General features: G+C 67.1%; 17 protein-coding genes. 9 read left to right on the top strand and 8 right to left on the bottom strand.

The genetic code is table 11. From position 1 onward, the window contains the following. Window positions 1-36 precede the first annotated feature (36 nt). The 3 genes from mdh to zapE all read right to left on the bottom strand — a co-directional run bounded on the left by mdh (window position 37) and on the right by zapE (window position 3070). Window positions 37-999: a malate dehydrogenase gene (gene mdh, locus ACTIF2_RS07340; protein ID WP_439496386.1), complete on the bottom strand. Its 963-nt coding sequence runs from the start codon at window positions 997-999 to the stop codon at window positions 37-39. 259 nt (window positions 1000-1258) lie between these two features. After that, complete coding sequence (locus tag ACTIF2_RS07335) at window positions 1259-1858, bottom strand: TetR/AcrR family transcriptional regulator (RefSeq protein ID WP_439496385.1); 600 nt, start codon at window positions 1856-1858, stop codon at window positions 1259-1261. Window positions 1859-1870: 12 nt separating this feature from the next. Next, window positions 1871-3070 carry a cell division protein ZapE gene (zapE, locus tag ACTIF2_RS07330; RefSeq protein ID WP_439496384.1) on the bottom strand — a complete coding sequence of 400 codons (1200 nt, stop codon included), beginning with the start codon at window positions 3068-3070 and terminating at the stop codon, window positions 1871-1873. Window positions 3071-3304: 234 nt separating this feature from the next. On the opposite strand from zapE, the gene ACTIF2_RS07325 reads away from it, so the two are divergent. After that, window positions 3305-3922, top strand: a complete 618-nt coding sequence (locus ACTIF2_RS07325) for a GNAT family N-acetyltransferase (RefSeq protein WP_439496383.1) — start codon at window positions 3305-3307, stop codon at window positions 3920-3922. A 13-nt stretch (window positions 3923-3935) separates the two neighbouring features. Here ACTIF2_RS07325 and ACTIF2_RS07320 read toward each other — a convergent pair whose 3' ends face one another. Next, window positions 3936-4631, bottom strand: a complete 696-nt coding sequence (locus tag ACTIF2_RS07320; protein ID WP_439496382.1) for an AprI/Inh family metalloprotease inhibitor — start codon at window positions 4629-4631, stop codon at window positions 3936-3938. 191 nt (window positions 4632-4822) lie between these two features. Between ACTIF2_RS07320 and ACTIF2_RS07315 the strand changes: the two genes are divergently transcribed. After that, window positions 4823-5206 carry a RidA family protein gene (locus ACTIF2_RS07315; protein WP_439496381.1) on the top strand — a complete coding sequence of 128 codons (384 nt, stop codon included), beginning with the start codon at window positions 4823-4825 and terminating at the stop codon, window positions 5204-5206. Window positions 5207-5210: 4 nt separating this feature from the next. On the opposite strand, the gene ACTIF2_RS07310 is transcribed toward ACTIF2_RS07315, so the two are convergent. Then, window positions 5211-6800, bottom strand: a complete 1590-nt coding sequence (locus tag ACTIF2_RS07310; protein WP_439496380.1) for an OpgD/OpgG family glucan biosynthesis protein — start codon at window positions 6798-6800, stop codon at window positions 5211-5213. Window positions 6801-7460: 660 nt separating this feature from the next. Here ACTIF2_RS07310 and ACTIF2_RS07305 point away from each other — a divergent pair. The 3 genes from ACTIF2_RS07305 to ACTIF2_RS07295 all read left to right on the top strand — a co-directional run bounded on the left by ACTIF2_RS07305 (window position 7461) and on the right by ACTIF2_RS07295 (window position 10848). Further along, entirely contained in the window at window positions 7461-8606 is a 1146-nt protein-coding gene (locus tag ACTIF2_RS07305; RefSeq protein ID WP_439496379.1) for a type III PLP-dependent enzyme, read from the top strand. A gap of 122 nt (window positions 8607-8728) precedes the next feature. Next, complete coding sequence (locus tag ACTIF2_RS07300; protein ID WP_439496378.1) at window positions 8729-9259, top strand: GNAT family N-acetyltransferase; 531 nt, start codon at window positions 8729-8731, stop codon at window positions 9257-9259. 152 nt (window positions 9260-9411) lie between these two features. After that, the gene (locus tag ACTIF2_RS07295; protein ID WP_439496377.1) at window positions 9412-10848 is read left to right on the top strand and encodes a homospermidine synthase; all 1437 of its coding nucleotides are present in this window, start codon (window positions 9412-9414) and stop codon (window positions 10846-10848) included. Between the two features lie 267 nt (window positions 10849-11115). Here ACTIF2_RS07295 and ACTIF2_RS07290 read toward each other — a convergent pair whose 3' ends face one another. Together ACTIF2_RS07290 and ACTIF2_RS07285 are read right to left on the bottom strand one after the other, a co-directional pair. Continuing rightward, window positions 11116-11418, bottom strand: a complete 303-nt coding sequence (locus ACTIF2_RS07290; RefSeq protein WP_439496376.1) for a hypothetical protein — start codon at window positions 11416-11418, stop codon at window positions 11116-11118. A gap of 139 nt (window positions 11419-11557) precedes the next feature. Further along, a complete protein-coding gene (locus ACTIF2_RS07285; protein WP_439496375.1) occupies window positions 11558-12634 on the bottom strand; it encodes a hypothetical protein in 1077 nt (358 codons plus the stop codon). A gap of 469 nt (window positions 12635-13103) precedes the next feature. Between ACTIF2_RS07285 and ACTIF2_RS07280 the strand changes: the two genes are divergently transcribed. Together ACTIF2_RS07280 and ACTIF2_RS07275 are read left to right on the top strand one after the other, a co-directional pair. After that, entirely contained in the window at window positions 13104-14138 is a 1035-nt protein-coding gene (locus ACTIF2_RS07280) for an aspartate-semialdehyde dehydrogenase (RefSeq protein WP_439496374.1), read from the top strand. A 155-nt stretch (window positions 14139-14293) separates the two neighbouring features. Continuing rightward, window positions 14294-15241 carry a DMT family transporter gene (locus ACTIF2_RS07275; RefSeq protein ID WP_439496373.1) on the top strand — a complete coding sequence of 316 codons (948 nt, stop codon included), beginning with the start codon at window positions 14294-14296 and terminating at the stop codon, window positions 15239-15241. Between the two features lie 14 nt (window positions 15242-15255). Here the strand turns inward: ACTIF2_RS07275 and ACTIF2_RS07270 are convergent, their stop codons facing one another. Next, window positions 15256-15927, bottom strand: coding sequence for a TetR/AcrR family transcriptional regulator (locus ACTIF2_RS07270; protein WP_439496372.1), 672 nt, complete (start codon window positions 15925-15927; stop codon window positions 15256-15258). Window positions 15928-16076: 149 nt separating this feature from the next. Between ACTIF2_RS07270 and ACTIF2_RS07265 the strand changes: the two genes are divergently transcribed. Both ACTIF2_RS07265 and ACTIF2_RS07260 read left to right on the top strand, forming a co-directional pair. After that, window positions 16077-17267 (top strand): HlyD family secretion protein, encoded by a 1191-nt coding sequence (locus tag ACTIF2_RS07265; RefSeq protein WP_439496371.1) that lies wholly within the window; start codon window positions 16077-16079, stop codon window positions 17265-17267. Window positions 17268-17428: 161 nt separating this feature from the next. After that, window positions 17429-19015: a DHA2 family efflux MFS transporter permease subunit gene (locus ACTIF2_RS07260; RefSeq protein ID WP_439496370.1), complete on the top strand. Its 1587-nt coding sequence runs from the start codon at window positions 17429-17431 to the stop codon at window positions 19013-19015. The last annotated feature ends 7 nt before the right edge of the window (window positions 19016-19022 follow it).

Raw genomic sequence — 19022 nt, 5'->3', positions numbered from 1 at the left:
CGGGCGACTGTGAGGCCGTCCGCCCTTCGCTCTATCTCACGCCAATGACGAATCGATGGACTTGCAGGCGTCGATCAGGCCCTGCACCGAAGCCACCGACTTCGACAGCATCTCCTGCTCCGCCTTGTTGAGGCGGATCTTGACGACGCGCTCGACGCCCTTGGCGCCGATCACGACCGGCACGCCGACGAACATGTCGCGCACGCCGTACTGGCCCTTCAGCGCCGCCGCCGCCGGCAGCACGCGCTTCTGGTCCTTGAGGTAGCTCTCGGCCATGGCGATGGCGGAGGCCGCCGGCGCATAGAAGGCCGAGCCGGTCTTGAGCAGGTTGACGATCTCGCCGCCGCCCTTGCGGGTGCGCTCGACGATGGCGTCGAGACGCTCCTGCGTCGTCCACTTCATCTTGACGAGGTCGGGCAGAGGAATGCCGGCGACGCCCGAGTAACGGACCAGCGGCACCATGTCGTCGCCATGGCCTCCCAGCACGAAGGCCGAGACGTCCTTGACCGAGACCTTGAACTCGTCGGCGAGGAAATGGCGGAAGCGGGCGCTGTCCAGCACGCCGGCCATGCCGCAGATCATGTTGGGCTTAAGCCCTGAGAATTTCTGCAGGGCCCAGACCATCGCGTCGAGCGGGTTGGTGATGCAGATCACGAAGGCCTTGGGCGCGTATTGCTTGATGCCCTCGCCGACTGCCTTCATCACCTTGAGGTTGATGCCGATCAGGTCGTCGCGGCTCATGCCGGGCTTGCGCGGCACGCCGGCGGTGACGATGATCACGTCGGCGCCCTTGATGTCCTCATAGGACTGCGTGCCGCTATAGGCGGCGTCGAAGCCGTCGACCGGGGCGGACTCGGCGATGTCGAGACCCTTGCCCTGCGGGATGCCTTCGGCGATGTCGAACAGCACGACGTCGCCGAGTTCCTTGAGCCCGGCGAGATGGGCGAGCGTGCCGCCGATCTGGCCGGCGCCGATAAGGGCGATCTTCTTGCGGGCCATAGCCTAGTCCTTGTCCTTGCGCTGCAAAATTCCGGATACCCGGCAAAACCGTGCGTTCCTTTGGCCCAAACCGGCCTTTCGCCGCAACCCTGTCGCGATCCGGGTCAGCCGAGGGGAGAGAGCGATGCGGGGCGAGCAGACTTTACCTTTCTTGCCGTCAAATCAACGCCTTGTGAAAAAGCGACCTGATCGTCCTTCCTGATATGGTGGCGAAAGCGGCGATTACATATTACGATAATTGTAATTCGTAACCGGAATTTCAGATGATGCCGGTCGCCAGTACACGCAATGCGACGCGGATCAGTGCCGATAGCCGGATATCGACCGAGGCCTGCGGGACATCGGCGTCGAGCTCCAGCGCGGCCGGGTGGATGAAGCGATGGGTGGCGTCGATGACGAAGGCGATCGCCCGGTCGCGGTCGCGCGGCTCGAAGGCGCCGGACGCGATGCCCTCGTCGATGACGCGCTCGAACAGCGCCCGGACGCGGGTGCGGTTGCGCCGGCTGATCGCATGGCGCCCGGCCACGGCCTGGGAGAGTGCCGCGAAGAGGTTGCGGTCCTCGATCAACAGGTCGCGATTGGCCTTGGCGAGCGCCAGGATCAACCGCTCGAGCTTGTCGTCGGCCGGGTCCGGCCCGTCGGCGATATCCGCGAGGCGGCGCTCCGTCGCCTTCAGCCAGAGATCGACCACGGCGTCGACCAGCGCCGCCCGCGACGGGAAGTAGCGATAGACATTGGCATGGGTCATGCCGGCTTCTTCGGCCACCGCGACGACGGTGAAGCGCTTCAGGCCATGAAGCCGCAGATGCTCGCTGGCGACGGTGAGGATGCGGGTCTCGCTCGGCTCGCGCGTCGGCATCGGGAGCGCTCCCTAAGTCTCGACCAGCCCGGTCGAGTCGCCGCTGGCGGCGGAATCGGCCCGGCCATGGGCGAGCGCGAGATAATCCTCGGAGCGCATCTCGATCAGCCTGGAGACGGTCCGGTCGAATTCGAAGGCCTCGCGGCCCTGCTTGGCGACATAGAGCTCGTGCGGCTCGGCCGCCGCCGAGGCGAGGAGCTTGACGTGGTGCTCGTAGAGCGTGTCGATCATGATGATGAAGCGTTTCGCCTCGTTGCGGCGCTCGTCGGCCAGCACCGGGATGTCGTCGAGGATCAGCGTGTGGAAGCGCTGCGCCAGCTCAATATAGTCCGAAGCGCCATAGGCCTGCGAGCAGAGATCGGCGAAGCTGGCGCGGGCGACGCCGGCGGCGGCCTGGGGCAGGCGCAATTCGTGGCCCTTGACGGTCAGCGTCACGGGCTCGCCATGGGCCGAGCCGCTCAGCCGCTGGAACGCCGTGTCGAGCGCGGCGCTGGCCGCCGCGTCGGCCGGAACATGGTAGGTCGGCGCGCCGCCGAGCTTCTCCAGCCGGAAATCGGTGCGGGCATCGAGCCGCACGACCTCGACCTTCTCGGTCAGCAGGGCGATGAAGGGCAGGAACAGCGCCCGGTTGAGCCCGCCCTCGTAGAGCCGGGACGGCTCGACATTCGAGGTCGCGACGACGACGACCCCGGCCGCGAACAGCGCCGTGAACAGCCGGCCCAAAATCATCGCATCGGCGATGTCGGTGACGGTGAACTCGTCGAAGCAAAGCAGCGTCGCCTCTTCGGCGAGATCGGCCGCGACGGGGGCGATCGGGTCCGGCTCCTTGACCTCGCCGGCCTTGAGCCGCTGGCGATAGGCGTGGATGCGGCCATGGACGTCGGCCATGAAGGCGTGGAAATGCACGCGTCGCCGGGCCGCGACCGGCGCTGCGTCATAGAACATGTCCATCAGCATGGTCTTGCCGCGCCCGACTGAGCCCCAGATATAGAGCCCCTTGAGCCCGTCCTGCGCGGATTGCCGATTGCCGAAGAGCCAGCCGAGCGCGCTGCTCTTCTTCGCCAGCCGCCGGGTTGCCAGCGCTTCCGTCAGCGTAGCGAGCCGCCTGACCACGGCGACCTGCGCCGGGTCGCGCTCGATCGCGCCGTCCTGGACCAGGGCTGCGTAGCGTTCGGTGATCGTCTTGGGCATGGCCGGCGGGCGGGACAGCATTTGAACCCGGGGTTACGTCAGGCCCGGCCCGACCGCAAGCCTGGGACGTTGCCGAGGTGCGGCCAGATGACGCTGATCGCGCCAAAATGAACAAAAAATCCTCCCTTTCGTCCAAAATAGCCGCAGGTTCGCCTCTTGTATTCCATGATCGAGGGAACATCTTCCCCTCGAGACTAGGGACAAACGCCTCCTGGACGGTAGCGCCGCATTGGCGCCGTGACAGGAGAAGATATTTTGGCTCGTTCCACAAAGACCGGCGCAGTGACCGGCCAGGGCGAAACCCGCCGACTCTGGCCCGCGGAGCGCTCGCTTTTCACCAACCACCTGCTGCGTCTCGACGCGCTCACGCGCCGCGAACGCTTCGGCACGGCGGTGAATGACGACTTCCTGATCAACTACGCCGAGACCACGTTCGGGGTCGGCGGGCTGGTCTATGCCTATATCGAGGATGGCGAGGTCCGTGGCGCGGCCGAATTGCGCGGGCTCGAGGACATCGTCGCCCAGACCGGCGAAGCCGCCTTCAGCGTCGAGAAGGACTGGCGCCGCCGCGGCATCGGCGAGACGCTGTTCGCGCGGCTGATCACCGCTGCGCGCAATCGCAGCATCCGCACGCTCTACATGACCTGCCTGCCCGAGAACGCGGCGATGCGCCGGCTGGCGCGCAAGTTCGAGGCCGATCTCGTCGGCGGCTACAACGATGTCGAGGGCACGATCGCGACCGGCGGGCCGACGCCCTTCACCGTGCTCGACGAGGCGCTCGACAACGCCAAGGGCTTCGCCACCCTGGCGCTGTCGCTGCAGCGCCGGTTCTGGCGGCCGGCCTTTTTCGCACGCGCCGCGTCGCGAGGCTGAGGCGAGCCCGCGGTCAGCGATTGAGCGAGAGCGCGGCGCCGGACTTCGTGACGGCGCCGTTCATGCCGCCGCCGTCGCTGGCGCGCAGGCGGGCGACCACAGAGCCACCCGACTGATAGAGATAGACCTCGCCGTCACGATAATCCCAGGCATTGACCTTCTGCAGATCGCGGTTGGAGCAACCCGCGGCATTGGCGCGGTAGAGGTCGAGCGAGGGCGCGCTCGAGAGCTGGACGCGGCAGGAACCGCCAGTCGCCTCACGCGCCGTCCAGTTGCCGACCACGCTGTCGCGCGACGAGGCGCCGCCGCGTGGGGAGGTGGTGCTGGAGCCGAGCGTCGCGACCTGGCCGCCGCCGCCACGCAGGGTCGGTGGTTCCGTGGTGCGCTCGACCGGCGGCGCGCCCGAACCGGGCGGTGCGCCGGCATTGGGATCGAAGAAGGGATCTCCCTGCGGCGGCAGGCCGCCCGGAGAATTCGGGGCGGAGGCGACCGGATAGCCTCCGGGAGGCGGCAAGGGCTGCGAGCTGATCGGGGCTGAGCTGATCGGTGGAGCCGATTGCAGCTGCGGCTGGGTATAGACCGGCCCGCCCGCGATGGCGGGGCCCGGCCCGGTGAAACGCTGCGAGCCCGCGCAAGCGGTCAGGGCAAGCAGGGGCAGCAGGCTCGCGGCCGTGATCAGGCGATGGCGATTGGCGGTCCCGATAGTCATGCAGCGCTCATTTCCGTCAGTTTGACCTGGTCTTCTGATTCGCAGTCTACGCCTTGCGGGTGAACGTGGCATGAGCACGGCGATCACCCAAATGTCCCTGCACCTCAGCGCCTCTCGCCACGAACACATCGCGGCCGCTCTGGTTCCGGATGTCGTGGCGCGGCATAGTCCGCCGGCACTGGAGGACCAGCATGACGCCGCTCAACCCGCCCTCGATCCACGCGCCCTTCGCGCGCTACAGCCACGGCGCCGAAATTCCGGCCGGCCAGCGCCTGGTGTTCTGCTCCGGCCAGCTCGGCGTCGCCGCCGATGGCAGTATCCCCGAGGATGCGCGGGCCCAGGCCGATCTCTGCTTCGCCAATATCGCCGCCATCCTCGCCGAGGCCGGCATGACCCTGGCCGACATCGTGCGCGTCAATGCCTATGTCACCGACCGCGCCCATATGAAGTCCTATATGGAGTCTCGCGACGCCCATGTCGGGGCGGTTCCGCCGGCTTCGACGCTGATGATCGTCTCGGGCTTCACGCTGCCGGAGTTCAAGGTCGAGATCGAGGCGGTAGCGGCTGCGCCGTGACGCCTCACGCCTCGGAGCGCCACGGATAGCTCCAGGTCTCGGTCAGCGTCTTGTCGCCGCTCTTCAGGAAGGCGCGCATCTCGGCGAGCTGTCCGGGCTCGACGACGATGTCGATGAAAGCGCGGAAGCCTTCGGTCTTGGGATTGGGGACGATGAAGGCGCGGTTGATCCGGCCATAGGCGATCGACGGCACGATCTCGACCTTCTCGGGCTGCTTCAGGTGATAGGCTAGGTCGCCGCCGGCGAAATCGACGATGAAGCGGCGCGCCCCGTCCGTCACCGGCTCGCCCGAGCCGAGCGCCTTCGGCTTGGCCTGATAGGTGTTGATCACGCGCCCGCCAGGATGGAGATCGCTGGAATCGAGCAGCGCGGTGAGCTTGTAGCCGAAGCGGAACTCGCGCCCCGGCTCGATCGGCGCCTTCGGGGCCCAGAGCGCGACGATGTTGTCGTTGGTCTCGTCACCGGTCGGCAGCTCGATCAGCTCGACGCTACCCTCGCCCCAGTCGCCCTGCGGCTCGATCCAGTAGGAGGGGCGCAGCTCGTAGCTGAGATCGAGATCCTGGTAATGCTCGAAGACGCGGTCGCGCTGCATCAGGCCGAAGCCGCGGACATTGCGCTCGACGAAGGAGGAGACCGCCTGGACGCGCGGGTTGCGCAACGGCCGCCAGATCCACTCGCCGGTTCCCGAATGGATCATCAGCCCGTCCGAATCATGCAGTTCGGTGCGGAAGTCGTCATGGAAGCGCCGGTCGTTCTCGCCGGTGAAGAACATCGAGGTCAGCGGCGCGAGACCGAGCTTCTCGATCGGCTTGCGCGGGAACAGCACGACGCCGACATCGAGCACGCTGTCCACGTCCGGATAGATGTGGAACTGGTAGGCGCCCGAGACCGAGGCCGAATCCAGCAGCGCATAGACGGTGACGCGCTCGGCGCCGGCGCCCGGCGCATCGACCCAGAATTCGCGGAAGACCGGAAATTCCTCGCCGCCGGGCACGCCGGCGCCGATCGAGAGGCCGCGCGCCGATAGCCCATAGCGCTGCTCGCGCCCGAGCACCCGGAAATAGCTCGCGCCGATGAACGAGATCAGCTCGTCGAAGATCCGCGGGTCGTTGAGCGGGTAATGCAGCCGGAAACCGGCGAAGCCGAGATTGACCGGCAGCGGCTTCTCGAACTTGACCCGCCCGTAATCGAACAGATTGGCGGAATAGGGCACCGGCGTCGGCACGCCGTCGCGGATGATGTTCACCGTCACCGGCCGGGTGAAGAGGAAGCCGGGATGGAACATCTGCATGCGGAAGCCCGAGCCGGACTGCGCCAGCAGCGCCCGCTCCGGCCGGAAGCGGATATCGCGCCAGGCATCGAAATCGAGCCGCGACAGCGGCTCCGGCAAGGTCGGCCCCGCCTCATAGGGCGCTGCCGCGATCTCACGGGCGCGCTGCACCACATCCTCGAAGCCGAAGCGCGGTTGCGGCGGCGCGGGAACGGGAGCGGGCCTCGCCTCGGGCTGCTGCGCCAGCAGCGCGGCGGGCGCCACGGAGAAACTCAAGGCGGCGGAAAGGCCGGCCAGGATCTGGCGGCGGTCGGTCACGGTCATGGTTCGAGGAAGCCCCGTCGCGTTTGCACCCGAAGGCGCATCTGGCCAACGAATTAGGCGATGAAATGGGGCCGGTCTAGGGCGCGGCCGCGTCGCAGCCGCGCCGATAGGCGCCTGATAGCGGACCGCACGGCCTTCCGGTGGGGGCGTTCGCTAAAAAAACCGAACCCGAGGGTCAAAAAAAACTTGTAGAGCGGGGCCGCAATCCGTATATGCCGCTTACCCAATTCGCACGTGCCTGTGGCCGCGTGTCAGTCGGTGGGCATCCGGACAAGAGGCCGGACAGCCGCCAGGGATGGGAAACGGATGGAGGGGGATGGATATCCCCTCAAATCACGCTCCCGGCGCTCGCAAGAGGGCCGCTCCCGAACAGCGACTGGCAGCCGGAGGCGAAACCGGCGAACCCCGAATCTCCACGGGGGACGCAGCTTAAAGCAACGACGGAACGGGCTTTTTTTGGTCTCGCTGGTCCTCCAAAGACCAGCACCGAAGAGGCTTGTCCTTCATTGCCGGGCGTGCGGGGTCTCCCCAAGCGACGGTCATCAGAGTCCGGACGTATCGTTCGGCGGTACTTGGCGTCTCCATCGCGCCTTGAGCCGCCTGCGATTCAACCGGCTTCACGTCGCATCGGCGCCGCTTGCGCCGGAGGAGAAGCGTCTCATGACCGAGCGCATCCGTGAGTTTCTTCGTAACCGCCGCGAGGACGGTCCCTGCGTCGTCATCGATCTCGATGTCGTGCGCGAGAACTATCATGCCTTCGCCCGGGCGCTTCCCGACACGCGCGTGTTCTACGCCGTGAAGGCGAACCCGGCGCCGGAGGTGCTCGCCCTGCTGGCCAAGCTCGGCTCCTGCTTCGATTGCGCCTCGGTCGTCGAGATCGAGCTCGCGCTCGCGGCCGGCGCCACCGCCGATCGCATCTCCTTCGGCAACACGATCAAGAAGGAGCGCGACGTCGTGCGCGCTATGGAGCTCGGCGTGCGTCTCTTCGCCGTCGACTGCACGGCCGAAGTCGAGAAGGTCGCCCGCGCGGCCAAGGCGACCAACGCCAAGGAGGCGCGCATCTTCTGCCGCATCCTGTGCGACGGCGCCGGCGCCGACTGGCCGCTGTCGCGCAAGTTCGGCTGCGTGCCCGAGATGGCCGCGGACGTGCTCGAGCATGGCCATCGCCTCGGCCTCCAGGCCTATGGCATCTCGTTCCATGTCGGCTCGCAGCAGTCGAATGTGAACGCCTGGGATTCGGCGCTGGCCTCGGCCTCCGCCGTGTTCAAGGAGTGCGCCACTCGCGGTCTATCGCTGTCGATGGTCAATCTCGGCGGCGGCTTCCCGGCGCGCTATCTGCGTCCGATCCCGGGCGTCCCGGCCTATGGCGATGCGATCTTCCAGGCGCTGTCGAAGCATTTCGGCAACCGCCTGCCCGAGACCATCATCGAGCCGGGCCGTGGCATGGTCGGCGAAGCCGGCATGATCGAGGCCGAAGTCGTGCTCGTCTCGAAGAAGAGCGAGGACGACCAGGTTCGCTGGGTCTATCTCGACATCGGCAAGTTCAACGGTCTCGCCGAGACCATGGACGAGGCGATCCGCTACCCGATCCGCACCCCGCGGGACGGCGACGCGACGGTTCCCTCGGTCCTGGCCGGCCCGACCTGCGACTCGGTCGACGTCATGTACGAGAAGACCCCGTACATGCTGCCGTTCAGCCTGGAGATCGGCGATCGCGTGCTGATCGAAGGTACGGGCGCCTATACGACGACCTATTCGGCCGTCGCCTTCAACGGCTTCCCGCCGCTGAAGCAATACGTCATCTGACGTTCACGGCTCCGGCACCCGCCGGAGCCGATCACCCCCCAATCGTTCATTTGTGGCCGCGTTCGCGCGCGGCGCCGGGAAGGTCTGCGGTTCGATGCAGGCGCTCCGGCCGGAGGTGCGTCATGATCACGATCCGCGAGGAAGCCGTTTCCGATGTCCCGGTGCGGGAAGCCCTGCTCGACCGCTGCTTCGGCGAGCGTCGCTTCGCCAAGACCAGCGAGCGCCTGCGCGAGGGCCGGCTTCCGGCCGAGGGGCTCGCGCTCGTCGCCGAGCGCGACGGCGTGGTGGTCGCGACCGTGCGGCTCTGGAACGTCGATGCCGGTGGCCGCGACGCGCTGCTGCTCGGCCCGCTCGCCGTCGCGCCCGAATGCCAGGGCGAGGGGCTGGGCCGGATCATGATGCGCGAGGTGATCTGGCGCGCGGCCTGCCGCGGCCATGGCGCGGTGCTGCTCGTCGGCGATGCGCCCTATTACGCGCGCTTCGGCTTCTCGACGGAGCCGACACGTGATCTCGCCCTGCCGGGGCCGGTCGAGCGCGAGCGCTTCCTCGGGCTCGAGCTGCGCGACGGCGCCCTCGCCGAGGCGAGCGGCATTCTCGCCGCGACCGGCCGGCTGCTGGATGATGGCGTCGACGCCATCCGCCAGGCCGCCTGATCCGTCATCGCGCCGTCATCGGACGGCGCTCCCTCCCGCATTCGACGCCGCCAGACGCCCGGCATGACCGCCGGCGCGATTGACGGCGTCGGATCGCGTCAATACGACCCGCCCCAATCCTTCAATCCTGTTCTTTAGTGAGGTTCCCGACCATGACCAGCTGGCCCGTACACGGCAAGATCACCGGTCCGATCGTGATGATCGGCTTCGGCTCCATCGGACGTGGGACGCTGCCGCTGATCGAGCGGCATTTCGAGTATGACCGGGCCCGCTTCGTCGTCATCGATCCGGACGATGCCGATCGCGGCCTGCTCGACGAGCGCGGCATCCGCTTCATCCAGGAGGCGGTGACCAAGGACAACTACAAGAGCTTGCTCGAGCCGCTGCTCACCGGCGGCGGCGGCCAGGGCTTCTGCGTCAACCTCTCGGTCGACACCGGCTCGCTCGACATCATGCAGATGTGCTCCGAGCTCGGCGCGCTCTATATCGACACCGTCAACGAGCCCTGGCTCGGCTTCTATTTCGACTCGAGCAAGGGACCGGAGGCGCGCTCCAACTATGCCCTGCGCGAGGCGACCATCGCGGCCAAGCGGGCACGGCCGGCCGGCACGACCACGGCGGTCTCCTGCTGCGGGGCCAATCCCGGCATGGTCTCCTGGTTCGTCAAGCAGGGGCTGCTCAACATCGCCGCCGATCTCGGCCTGCAGACGCCGGAGCCAAAAAACCGCGCCGAATGGGGCGCGCTGATGCGCGAAGTCGGCGTCAAGGGCATCCATATCGCCGAGCGCGACACGCAGCGCGCCAGGCTGCCGAAGCCGCGCGACGTCTTCGTCAACACCTGGTCGGTCGAGGGCTTCGTCTCGGAAGGCCTGCAGCCGGCCGAGCTCGGCTGGGGCACCCATGAAACCTGGATGCCCGAAAACGCTCGTACCCACGAGGCCGGCTGCCAGGCTGCGATCTATCTGCTCCAGGCCGGCGCCGACACCCGCGTCCGCACCTGGTGCCCGACGCCCGGCCCGCAATTCGGCTTCCTGGTGACCCATAACGAGTCGATCTCGATCGCCGACTACTTCACCGTCCGCGACGAGGCCGGCAAGCCGGCCTACCGGCCGACCTGCCATTATGCCTATCACCCGGCGAATGACGCCGTGCTCTCGCTGCACGAGATGTTCGGCCGCGCCGGCAAGGCCCAGGAGCAGAACCACATCCTCGAGGAGGACGAGATCGTCGACGGCATCGACGAGCTCGGCGTGCTGCTCTACGGCCATGGCAAGAACGCCTATTGGTACGGCTCGCAGCTCTCGATCGAGGAGGCGCGCCGGATCGCGCCCTACCAGAACGCGACGGGCATGCAGGTGACCTCGGCCGTACTCGCCGGCATGGTCTGGGCGCTCGAGAATCCGAAGGCCGGCATCGTCGAGGCCGACGAGATGGATTTCCGCCGTTGCCTCGAGGTGCAGTTGCCCTATCTCGGGCCGGTCACAGGGGCCTATACCGACTGGACGCCGCTCAAGGATCGCCCGGGACTGTTCCCGGAGGATATCGACACCAACGATCCGTGGCAGTTCCGGAACGTCCTGGTGCGCTGAGGCGAGTGCTCGCCGGAAAACGGTCCGCCGGACCGTGAGAGACGAAAAAGGCCCGCCGGTGAGGCGGGCCTTTGCATTCATATCGCTGCTTTGATGAAACGCGGGTCATCCCGGCCGGAGCGCAGCCTAGCGCCGGGATCCATGCCGGAACCTTCATGGGGAGCGCTCCGGCATGGATCCCGGGTCGGCGCGGCTAAAGCCGCTTGCCCGGGATGACGGAGCTTTTTCGATTCCGTCAGATCACCATCAGCTCTGATGCGAAACCGCTCAGTAGCGCGGCGTCGCGAAGGTGTTCGCGAACGGGTTGGCGCCGGAGCCGATGCGCGGCGGCAGGGTGCCCTCGCCATAGAGTTCGGCCGAGTTGGCATAGACCGGCGTGGCGCGGACATGCTGGCTCGAATACTGGTTCATCGAGCCGACCGGGACGACCTTGCCGGCGTCGAAATAGCTGCGCTTCTGCACCGTGACGCGCAGGGGCCGGCGCTGCTGCGCCTCGGCCACCGAAGCGACCACGGTCAGCGCCACGAGCGAAATGCCGAAGCCGGCGGCGAGACGCTTGAAGGAACGCATGACGAATGTCTCCTGAGGCGATGACCAAGGGGAATAGACGACGATCGATTGCGACAAATCTACCCGCCCGTGGTTAACGTTTTTATTGCCCCTTACAAACGAAATAGCGCTGCCGGGGCGGTTTTCAATGGATCGTGATTCAACGCCGCGCGGCGGTCTTCAGGGCAGGGGTCCTGCCGTCGGCGTCGAGCCATGACGCCTTGCGTCCGCTGGCCGAGAGCCGCGGCGGCGAGCAGGCGCCCTGGCGGTTGAGCTCGGTGCGGGCGAAGACCGCGCGCAGCGCTTGGTCCTCGCCGGCGCTGAGCAGGTCGAGCCTGTCGATCAGGCAGATCAGTTGCTGGCGGTCGGCCGGGCGCTTCTCGCCGCCGCACCACCAGCCGCTCATCGCCAGATGCGACTCGCCGCCGCGATGGCGGAAACCGATGCAAGCCCGGCTGGTCTCGCCGTCGCTCATGGTGGCGTCGGAGGTTTCGACGAGCCCGAACTTGGTCTCGATCCCGGTCGGTGCGCCACTGCGCAGCACCGACATGCCGCGCGCTGCCGTATCCCGCATCAGCGTAATGAGGAAGGGCTGCGACAGCGGATCCTCGCCGCGATCGGTCACGAGCCGCAGCAGCAGATGCGGCTTGGCTTCGGAGAAGGCACCGAATGTCAGCACGTCCTCGCGCTGCATTCCGTCCTGGCTCCGGCGCGCCTCGTAGACCGGCGACTGACGGTCGAGCTCGGGGGATTCGAGCCCGAATAGCGCGATCGGCCGGGGGATCCGCACCCAGTCCTCGCCAGCCATCGCGAGGAGGCGGGGCTCGCGACGCACGTCGCGGACGGGGCGGGTATCGGAAGCCGGCTGCTCGGTCAGGCTTGCCAGACGGAGCTCGCTGTCGCCGCTCGAGAGGCCGCCGGCGAGCGCGGCGGCCATGCCGATGCCGGCCATGGCCGCCAGCCCGCGCCAGGCGAGCCCCCCGCTCAGGCCGAAGCCGCGATGGCGGATGGCGGTACGCGACCAGCGCAGGACGGCGCGCAGGATTGCGCGAATACCGAATTCGAGATGGTCGGTGATGGTGATCAGAGCGCCGATCGGGTCGAGGGTGGCGAACCTCGCCTTCGAGGCACGCAGCATCGGCGCGGCGCGGCGCGAAACCTCCGCGGCGAAGCCGAGGCAAGCGGCCGCGAGCCCCAGCAGGCGATCGACCAGAAGCGACAGGAACTCACGCGACACGACTGCACCCCACTCGACCGCTCGCGCCCCCACGCAAGCGATGTCCCGACCCGGGCGCGAGCCTGGACCTGGCCGGTCAGCACCGGGTTACCGCGCGGCGGCAAACCGCGATCAACGTGAATCGCCGGTTAGGAGGCAGGGTTAACGTCGCCCCGAGGCTCCGGACCGGCGAGAGTGATTGACTTTTTATCGCTGCCGGTGTTCTGGATTTGCTGCGCGAGCGGGTGCCAATTCCCGACGCGACGCGAATGCCTGCAGCCCTATGGGATTTGGTTCCGTGACTGTCGCCCTGACGACGAAACGCACGACCAAAACGGCGACCGGAACGCTCCGGACGCCGCGCTGACGCTTCGCCTCGGTTCCGGGCCCTCCCCCCCGGCGGGGGCTATCGCCGAACCCGCCAGGTCAAACCGGCGAGCCGGCATCCCCGGGGGAGACAGAACCGGTCATTCCAAAAGGATTTATCACCATGAGCTTCAAGGTCGCGATCGTCGGCGCCACTGGCAATGTGGGCCACGAAATGCTGGACATCCTGGCCGAGCGCGCCTTCCCGGTCAGCGAGGTCGTGGCCCTGGCCTCGTCGCGCTCGATCGGCACCGAGGTCTCCTTCGGCGACAAGACGCTGAAGGTGAAGGCGCTCGAGCATTACGATTTCTCCGACACCGATATCTGCCTGATGTCGGCGGGCGGCGAGGTCTCGAAGCAATGGTCGCCGAAGATCGGCGCGCAGGGCTGCGTCGTCATCGACAATTCCTCGGCCTGGCGCATGCACCCCGACGTGCCGCTGATCGTGCCCGAGGTGAATGCGGCCGCTGCTGCCGGCTTCTCGAAGATGAACATCATCGCGAACCCGAACTGCTCGACGGCGCAGCTCGTCGTGGCGCTGAAGCCGCTGCATGAGCGCTTCGGCGTCAAGCGGGTGGTGGTCTCGACCTACCAGTCGGTCTCCGGCGCCGGCAAGGAGGCGATGGACGAGCTCTTCAACCAGACCCGCGCCGTGTTCTCGGCAGGCGAGGTCGTCACCAAGAAGTTCCCCAAGCGCATCTCCTTCAATGTCATTCCCCACATCGACGTCTTCATGGAGGACGGCTTCACCAAGGAAGAGTGGAAGATGATGGCGGAGACCAAGAAGATCCTCGATCCGAAGATCAAGCTGACCGCCACCTGCGTGCGCGTGCCGGTCTTCATCGGCCATTCCGAGAGCGTCAATATCGAGTGCGTGAAGCCTGTCACCGCCGACGAGGCGCGCGAGGTGCTGCGCTCGGCCCCCGGCATCCTCGTCATCGACAAGCACGAGCCCGGCGGCTACATCACCCCGCAGGAGGCAGCCGGCGAGGATGCGACCTATGTCTCGCGCATCCGCGAGGACGCCACCGTCGAGAACGGCCTCGCCTTCTGGTGCGTCTCCGACAATCTCCGCAAGGGCGCGGCGCTTAACGCGGTGCAGATCGCCGAGGTGCTGGTCAACCGCAAGCTGATCCAGCCGCGCAAGAAGGCGGCCTGACGCCGATCGGCAAGGAACGCTGAGGAGGCGGGCTTTGCGCCCGCCTTTTCTCTGCTGGTTGGACGCATGGGGGCTGTTCTGCCTTTGCGCGCGGGACCGGGAGATAAACCTGCTAGGCTGCGCCCCGTCATCGTCTCGTCTCCCTGTCCGGTCCCTTGCCCGATCCTCTCCCTTCCGAAAGCCCTGCGCCGGCGCTGCCGGTCACGGCCGAAGCCTTGCCGCGCCCCCGGCCAAGCGACGATAACGGCCTGCGCGGCATCGGACTGACCCTGCTCGCCTCGGTCTTTCTTTCCAGCGCCGACGTTGCCTCGAAATACCTGGCCGACAGCGTGCCGGCCCTGCAGATCACCTGGATGCGCTATGCCGCCTTCGCCTCGATCATGCTGGTGATCGCGCTGCCCGGGGGCGTCGCCGTGCTGCGGCCGAAGCGCTTTTCCACGCAGCTTCTGCGCGGCGTCGCGGTCACCATCTCCTCGATCCTCTTCGTGTCGTCGCTGAAATACCTGCCGATCGCCGACGCCACGGCGACGAGCTTCGTCGCGCCGCTCTTCGTCACGGCCCTGTCGATCCCGCTGCTCGGCGAGAAGGTCGGCTGGCGGCGCTGGAGCGCGACGCTGATCGGACTTCTCGGGGTCCTGATCGTGGTCAGGCCGGGAGGCGCGGGCTTCCAGATGGCCTCGCTCCTGCCGGTGCTCTCGGCCCTGACCTGGGCCTTCGCCCTGATCGTGACCCGGATGATGAGCGCCAGCGAGAACCCGGTGACGACCCTGACCTATTCGGCGCTGACCGGCTTCGTGCTGCTGACGCTCCTGCAGCCGCTGACCTGGCAGCCGCTCTCGGCGTCAGCGATCGCGATCGGCGCCTTCATCGGCATCGCCTCGACGGTGGGGCACTGGTTCGTGATCCTCGCCTTCCGCCATGCCGATGCCTCGCTGCTGGCGCCATTCTCCTATGTGCAGCTGCTCTGGGCCTCGCTTTTCGGCTTCTTTCTCTTCGCCGTTCTACCCGATATCTGGACCCTGGTCGGCTCCGTCATCATCGCCGGTTCCGGGCTCTACACGGCGCATCGCGAGCGGATGCGGGCAAGGGAAGCGCTTCGCTGACGCGCGAGCCGGGTTCAGCGGCCCGCCGGCCGCTTCGCATAGCGCGCCAGGAACATCTCGACGGCGGCTGCGACGACCCGGCTGATCTCCGCGTCGGAGGGCGGCTTGCGCACGGCGTTGAACAGGCGTGGGCGCAGCAGGCCCGATTGGCAGAGATCGAGGAACTGCATCGCCGCCAGCGCGGTGTCGTCGATCGCGAGCTGGCCTGCGGCGACCTTGCGGTCGAGATAGCCGGCGATGCGCTGCGCGCCCTGCATCGGCCCGTTCTCGTAGAACTCCCGGCCGAGATCGGGCATGCGCTCGGCGACACCGATGACGATGCGATGCGCGCTCATGGCGAACTCGCTGACGAGCAGCCGGATCAGCCTTTCGCCGAAATTGGTCAGGGCGTGGGCGAGATCGGGATCCTCGTCGAGGGCCTCGAAGGCGCCGCGCTTCTGAGCCTCGCGCTCGCGCTCGATCAAGGCGACGAAAAGATGCTCCTTGTCCTCGAAATAGACGTAGAGCGTGCCTTTGGAGACATTCGCCGCCGCCGCGATGTCGCTCATGCTGGCGGCGTCGAAGCCGCGCGCAATGAAGATCTCATGCGCTCCGTCGAGAATCTGCCGGCGCTTGTCCGGGTCGGCGCCGGCGGCGCGACGTCTGCGTCGCGGCATTGTCGGCATGGTTGCGGGGGCCTCGCTCATTCCGATTTCGCTTGTCTGTTCTGCTGTTGGTGCATTGCACAAAAATAATCGAACCGATTGGTTCGATTTCCCTTGATATGCGCCATCGCCCGCGCTATTTCAAGCGAAATCGAACCCGATGGTTCGAATGTTAATCGTCAGGACCGCCCATGTCTGCCGAGACAATCATTGAGCCGCGCAGGGATCGCCTCAAGCTGGTCGACCCCGTGCTCGAGACCGCTCCCGCCCCTGTGCAGGACCGCAAATCCGACGAGGCGCTTCCGCGCGAGGCCGAAAAGCCGGCCGCCGCGCCGCGCGGCAAGACCGTGCGCCGCGCCGGGCTGATGCTGCTGGCGACGGCGGTGCTCGGGACCGGGCTCTGGTACGGCACCGACTGGTGGCGCAATGGCCGCTTCATCGTCTCGACCGACGACGCCTATGTCGGTGCCGAGATGGCGACGGTCTCGGCCAAGCTCGCGGCCAATATCGCGACGGTCTCGGTGAAGCAAAACCAGGAGGTCAAGGCCGGCCAGCCGCTGGTCGCGCTCGATGACGGCGACCAGCGCATCGCGCTGGAAAGCGCCCAGGCGAAAAGCGCGACGGCCGCCGCCACGCTCCAGCGCATCGACGCACAGACGGAAGCCGCCCGCGCAAGCCTTCAGCAGGCCCAGGCGCAGCAGACCTCGGCCGAGGCAGCCGTGACCCGCACCGCAGCCGATTTCGACCGTGCCCGCAGCCTCGCCGCCAAGTCCTATGGCTCCCAGGCCACCCTTGACGCGGCCGTCGCAGCGCGCGACCAGGCGGTGGCCTCGCTGGCGAGCGCCAAGGCCGGCGTCACGCAGGCGCAGGCCAATATCGAGGTGCTGAAGGCGCAGCGCATCGAGGCGGCGCGGCAGGCCGACGAACTCAAGGTCGCCGAGGAAAAGGCCGAGCGCGATCTCTCCTTCACCAAGATCGCCGCGCCGATCGACGGGCTCATCGCCAACACCAACATGCAGCTCGGCGATCTCGTCAGCGCCGGCAAGCGGCTGATGTCGATCGTGCCGCTCGACCAGGTCTATGTCGATGCGAACTTCAAGGAGACGCAGGTCGGCGGGCTGAAGATCGGCGACAAGGCGACGGTCACGGTCGATGCGCTGCCCGATCAGGTCTTCACCGGCACCGTCAGCGGCATCGCCGGCGGCACGGGCTCGGTGTTCTCGCTGCTGCCTCCCGACAACGCCACCGGCAACTTCACCAAGATCGTGCAGCGGGTTCCCGTGCGCATCGCGCTCGACCGCCAGGCGGCGGAGCGCCATGTCCTGCGGCCCGGCATGTCGGTCGTGGTCTCGATCGACCCGCGGCCGGGCAGCCAGCGCTGAGACGTCGCGAGCCTTCACCCTGAGGAGCCGCTCCGCGAGGAGCGACGTCCCGAAGGTGGATCCAGCGCCCCCTGGAAACATTCTTCGAGACGCAGCCTGAGGCTGCTCCTCAGGATGAGGGCTCGCCACCGCAACCGCGATCCCGATCGCACCAGGAGGCCATGATGGCCACCGCAACCCTTGCAAGCCCTGCCGGCGCCCCGCCGGCCGACGACGCCATTCCGATGCGCCGGATCTTCGCCTTCCTGGCGATGGTCTTCGGCATGTTCATGGCGATCCTCGACATCCAGATCGTCTCGGCTTCGCTGGCCGAGATCCAGGCCGGCCTGTCGGCCAGCGCCGACGAGATCGCCTGGGTCCAGACCGCCTATCTGATCGCGGAGGTCATCATGATCCCGCTGTCGGGCTATCTCAGCCGGGCGCTCTCGACCCGCGTCTTCTTCTCGATCGCGGCGGCGGGGTTCACGGTCGCGAGTATCCTCTGTGCGACCTCGACCTCGATCAACGAGATGATCCTGTGGCGCGCAATCCAGGGCTTCATCGGTGGCGGCATGATCCCCGGCGTCTTCGCCGCCGCCTTCACCATCTTCCCGGCCTCGAAGCGGCCGATCGTCTCGCCGCTGATCGGCCTGATCGCGACGCTGGCGCCGACGATCGGCCCCACGATCGGCGGCTATCTCAGCCATGCCTTCTCCTGGCACTGGCTCTTCCTGGTCAACGTCATCCCCGGCATCGGCGTCACGATCGCCGCCTGGACGCTGATCGACTTCGACAAGCCGGATCACAGCCTGCTCAAGCGCTTCGACTGGCTCGGGCTCGGCGCCATGGCGGCCTTCCTCGGCAGCATGGAATATGTGCTCGAGGAGGGCACGCGGCTCGACTGGTTCCAGAGTCACGAGATCGTGTTCTTCAGCGGGCTGATGCTGGCCGGCGCGGTGCTGTTCTTCTGGCGGGCGCTGACGCGGGACGACCCGCTGGTCGATCTCTACGCCTTCAGGAACCGCAATTTCGCCTTCGGCTCGCTGTTCTCCTTCACCATGGGCATCGGCCTTTACGGGCTGACCTATCTCTACCCGGTCTATCTCGGGCGCATCCGCGGCTATGACGCGCTGATGATCGGCGAGACGATGTTCGTCACCGGCCTCGCCATGTTCCTGACGGCACCGATCGCCGGGCGGCTGTCGGTCAAGCTCGATCCGCGCATCATGATGATGATCGGCTTCGGCGGTTTCGCGGCGGGCACGTATATCGCCTCCTTCATCACCGCCGATTGGGACTTCCACGAATTGCTGCTGCCGCAGATCCTGCGCGGCTGCTCGCTGATGCTGTGCATGGTGCCGATCAACAATCTGGCGCTCGGCACCTTGCCGCCGGCACAGCTCAAGAACGCGTCTGGCCTTTACAATCTGACCCGCAATCTCGGCGGCGCCGTCGGGCTGGCGGTGATCAACACCTTGCTCAACACGCGCACCGATCTGCACATCACCCGGCTGCACGAGGCGGTGGCGGTCGGCCGGCAGGTGGCGGAGGAGAGCCTCGCCAACATGACGCAGCGCTTCTCCGATTTCGGCGATGCGGCGCAGGCGATGGCGCTGACCGTGATGAACCAGCGCGCGCATAAGCAGGCGCTGATCATGGCCTTCGGCGATGTCTTCCTCGGCCTGACCTTCATCTTCGGAGCGCTCGTCCTGCTTTCCGTCTTCATGCGCAAGCCGCCCAAGGCGGCGCCGGCGGGGGGAGGGCATTGATCGTTTG

The sequence above is a fragment of the Allobosea sp. genome (genome assembly GCF_051860145.1).
In the GTDB taxonomy this organism is placed as follows: domain Bacteria; phylum Pseudomonadota; class Alphaproteobacteria; order Rhizobiales; family Beijerinckiaceae; genus Allobosea.
Note: the sequence above shows the minus strand (reverse complement) of the source record. Positions and strands in the feature narration are given on the sequence as shown.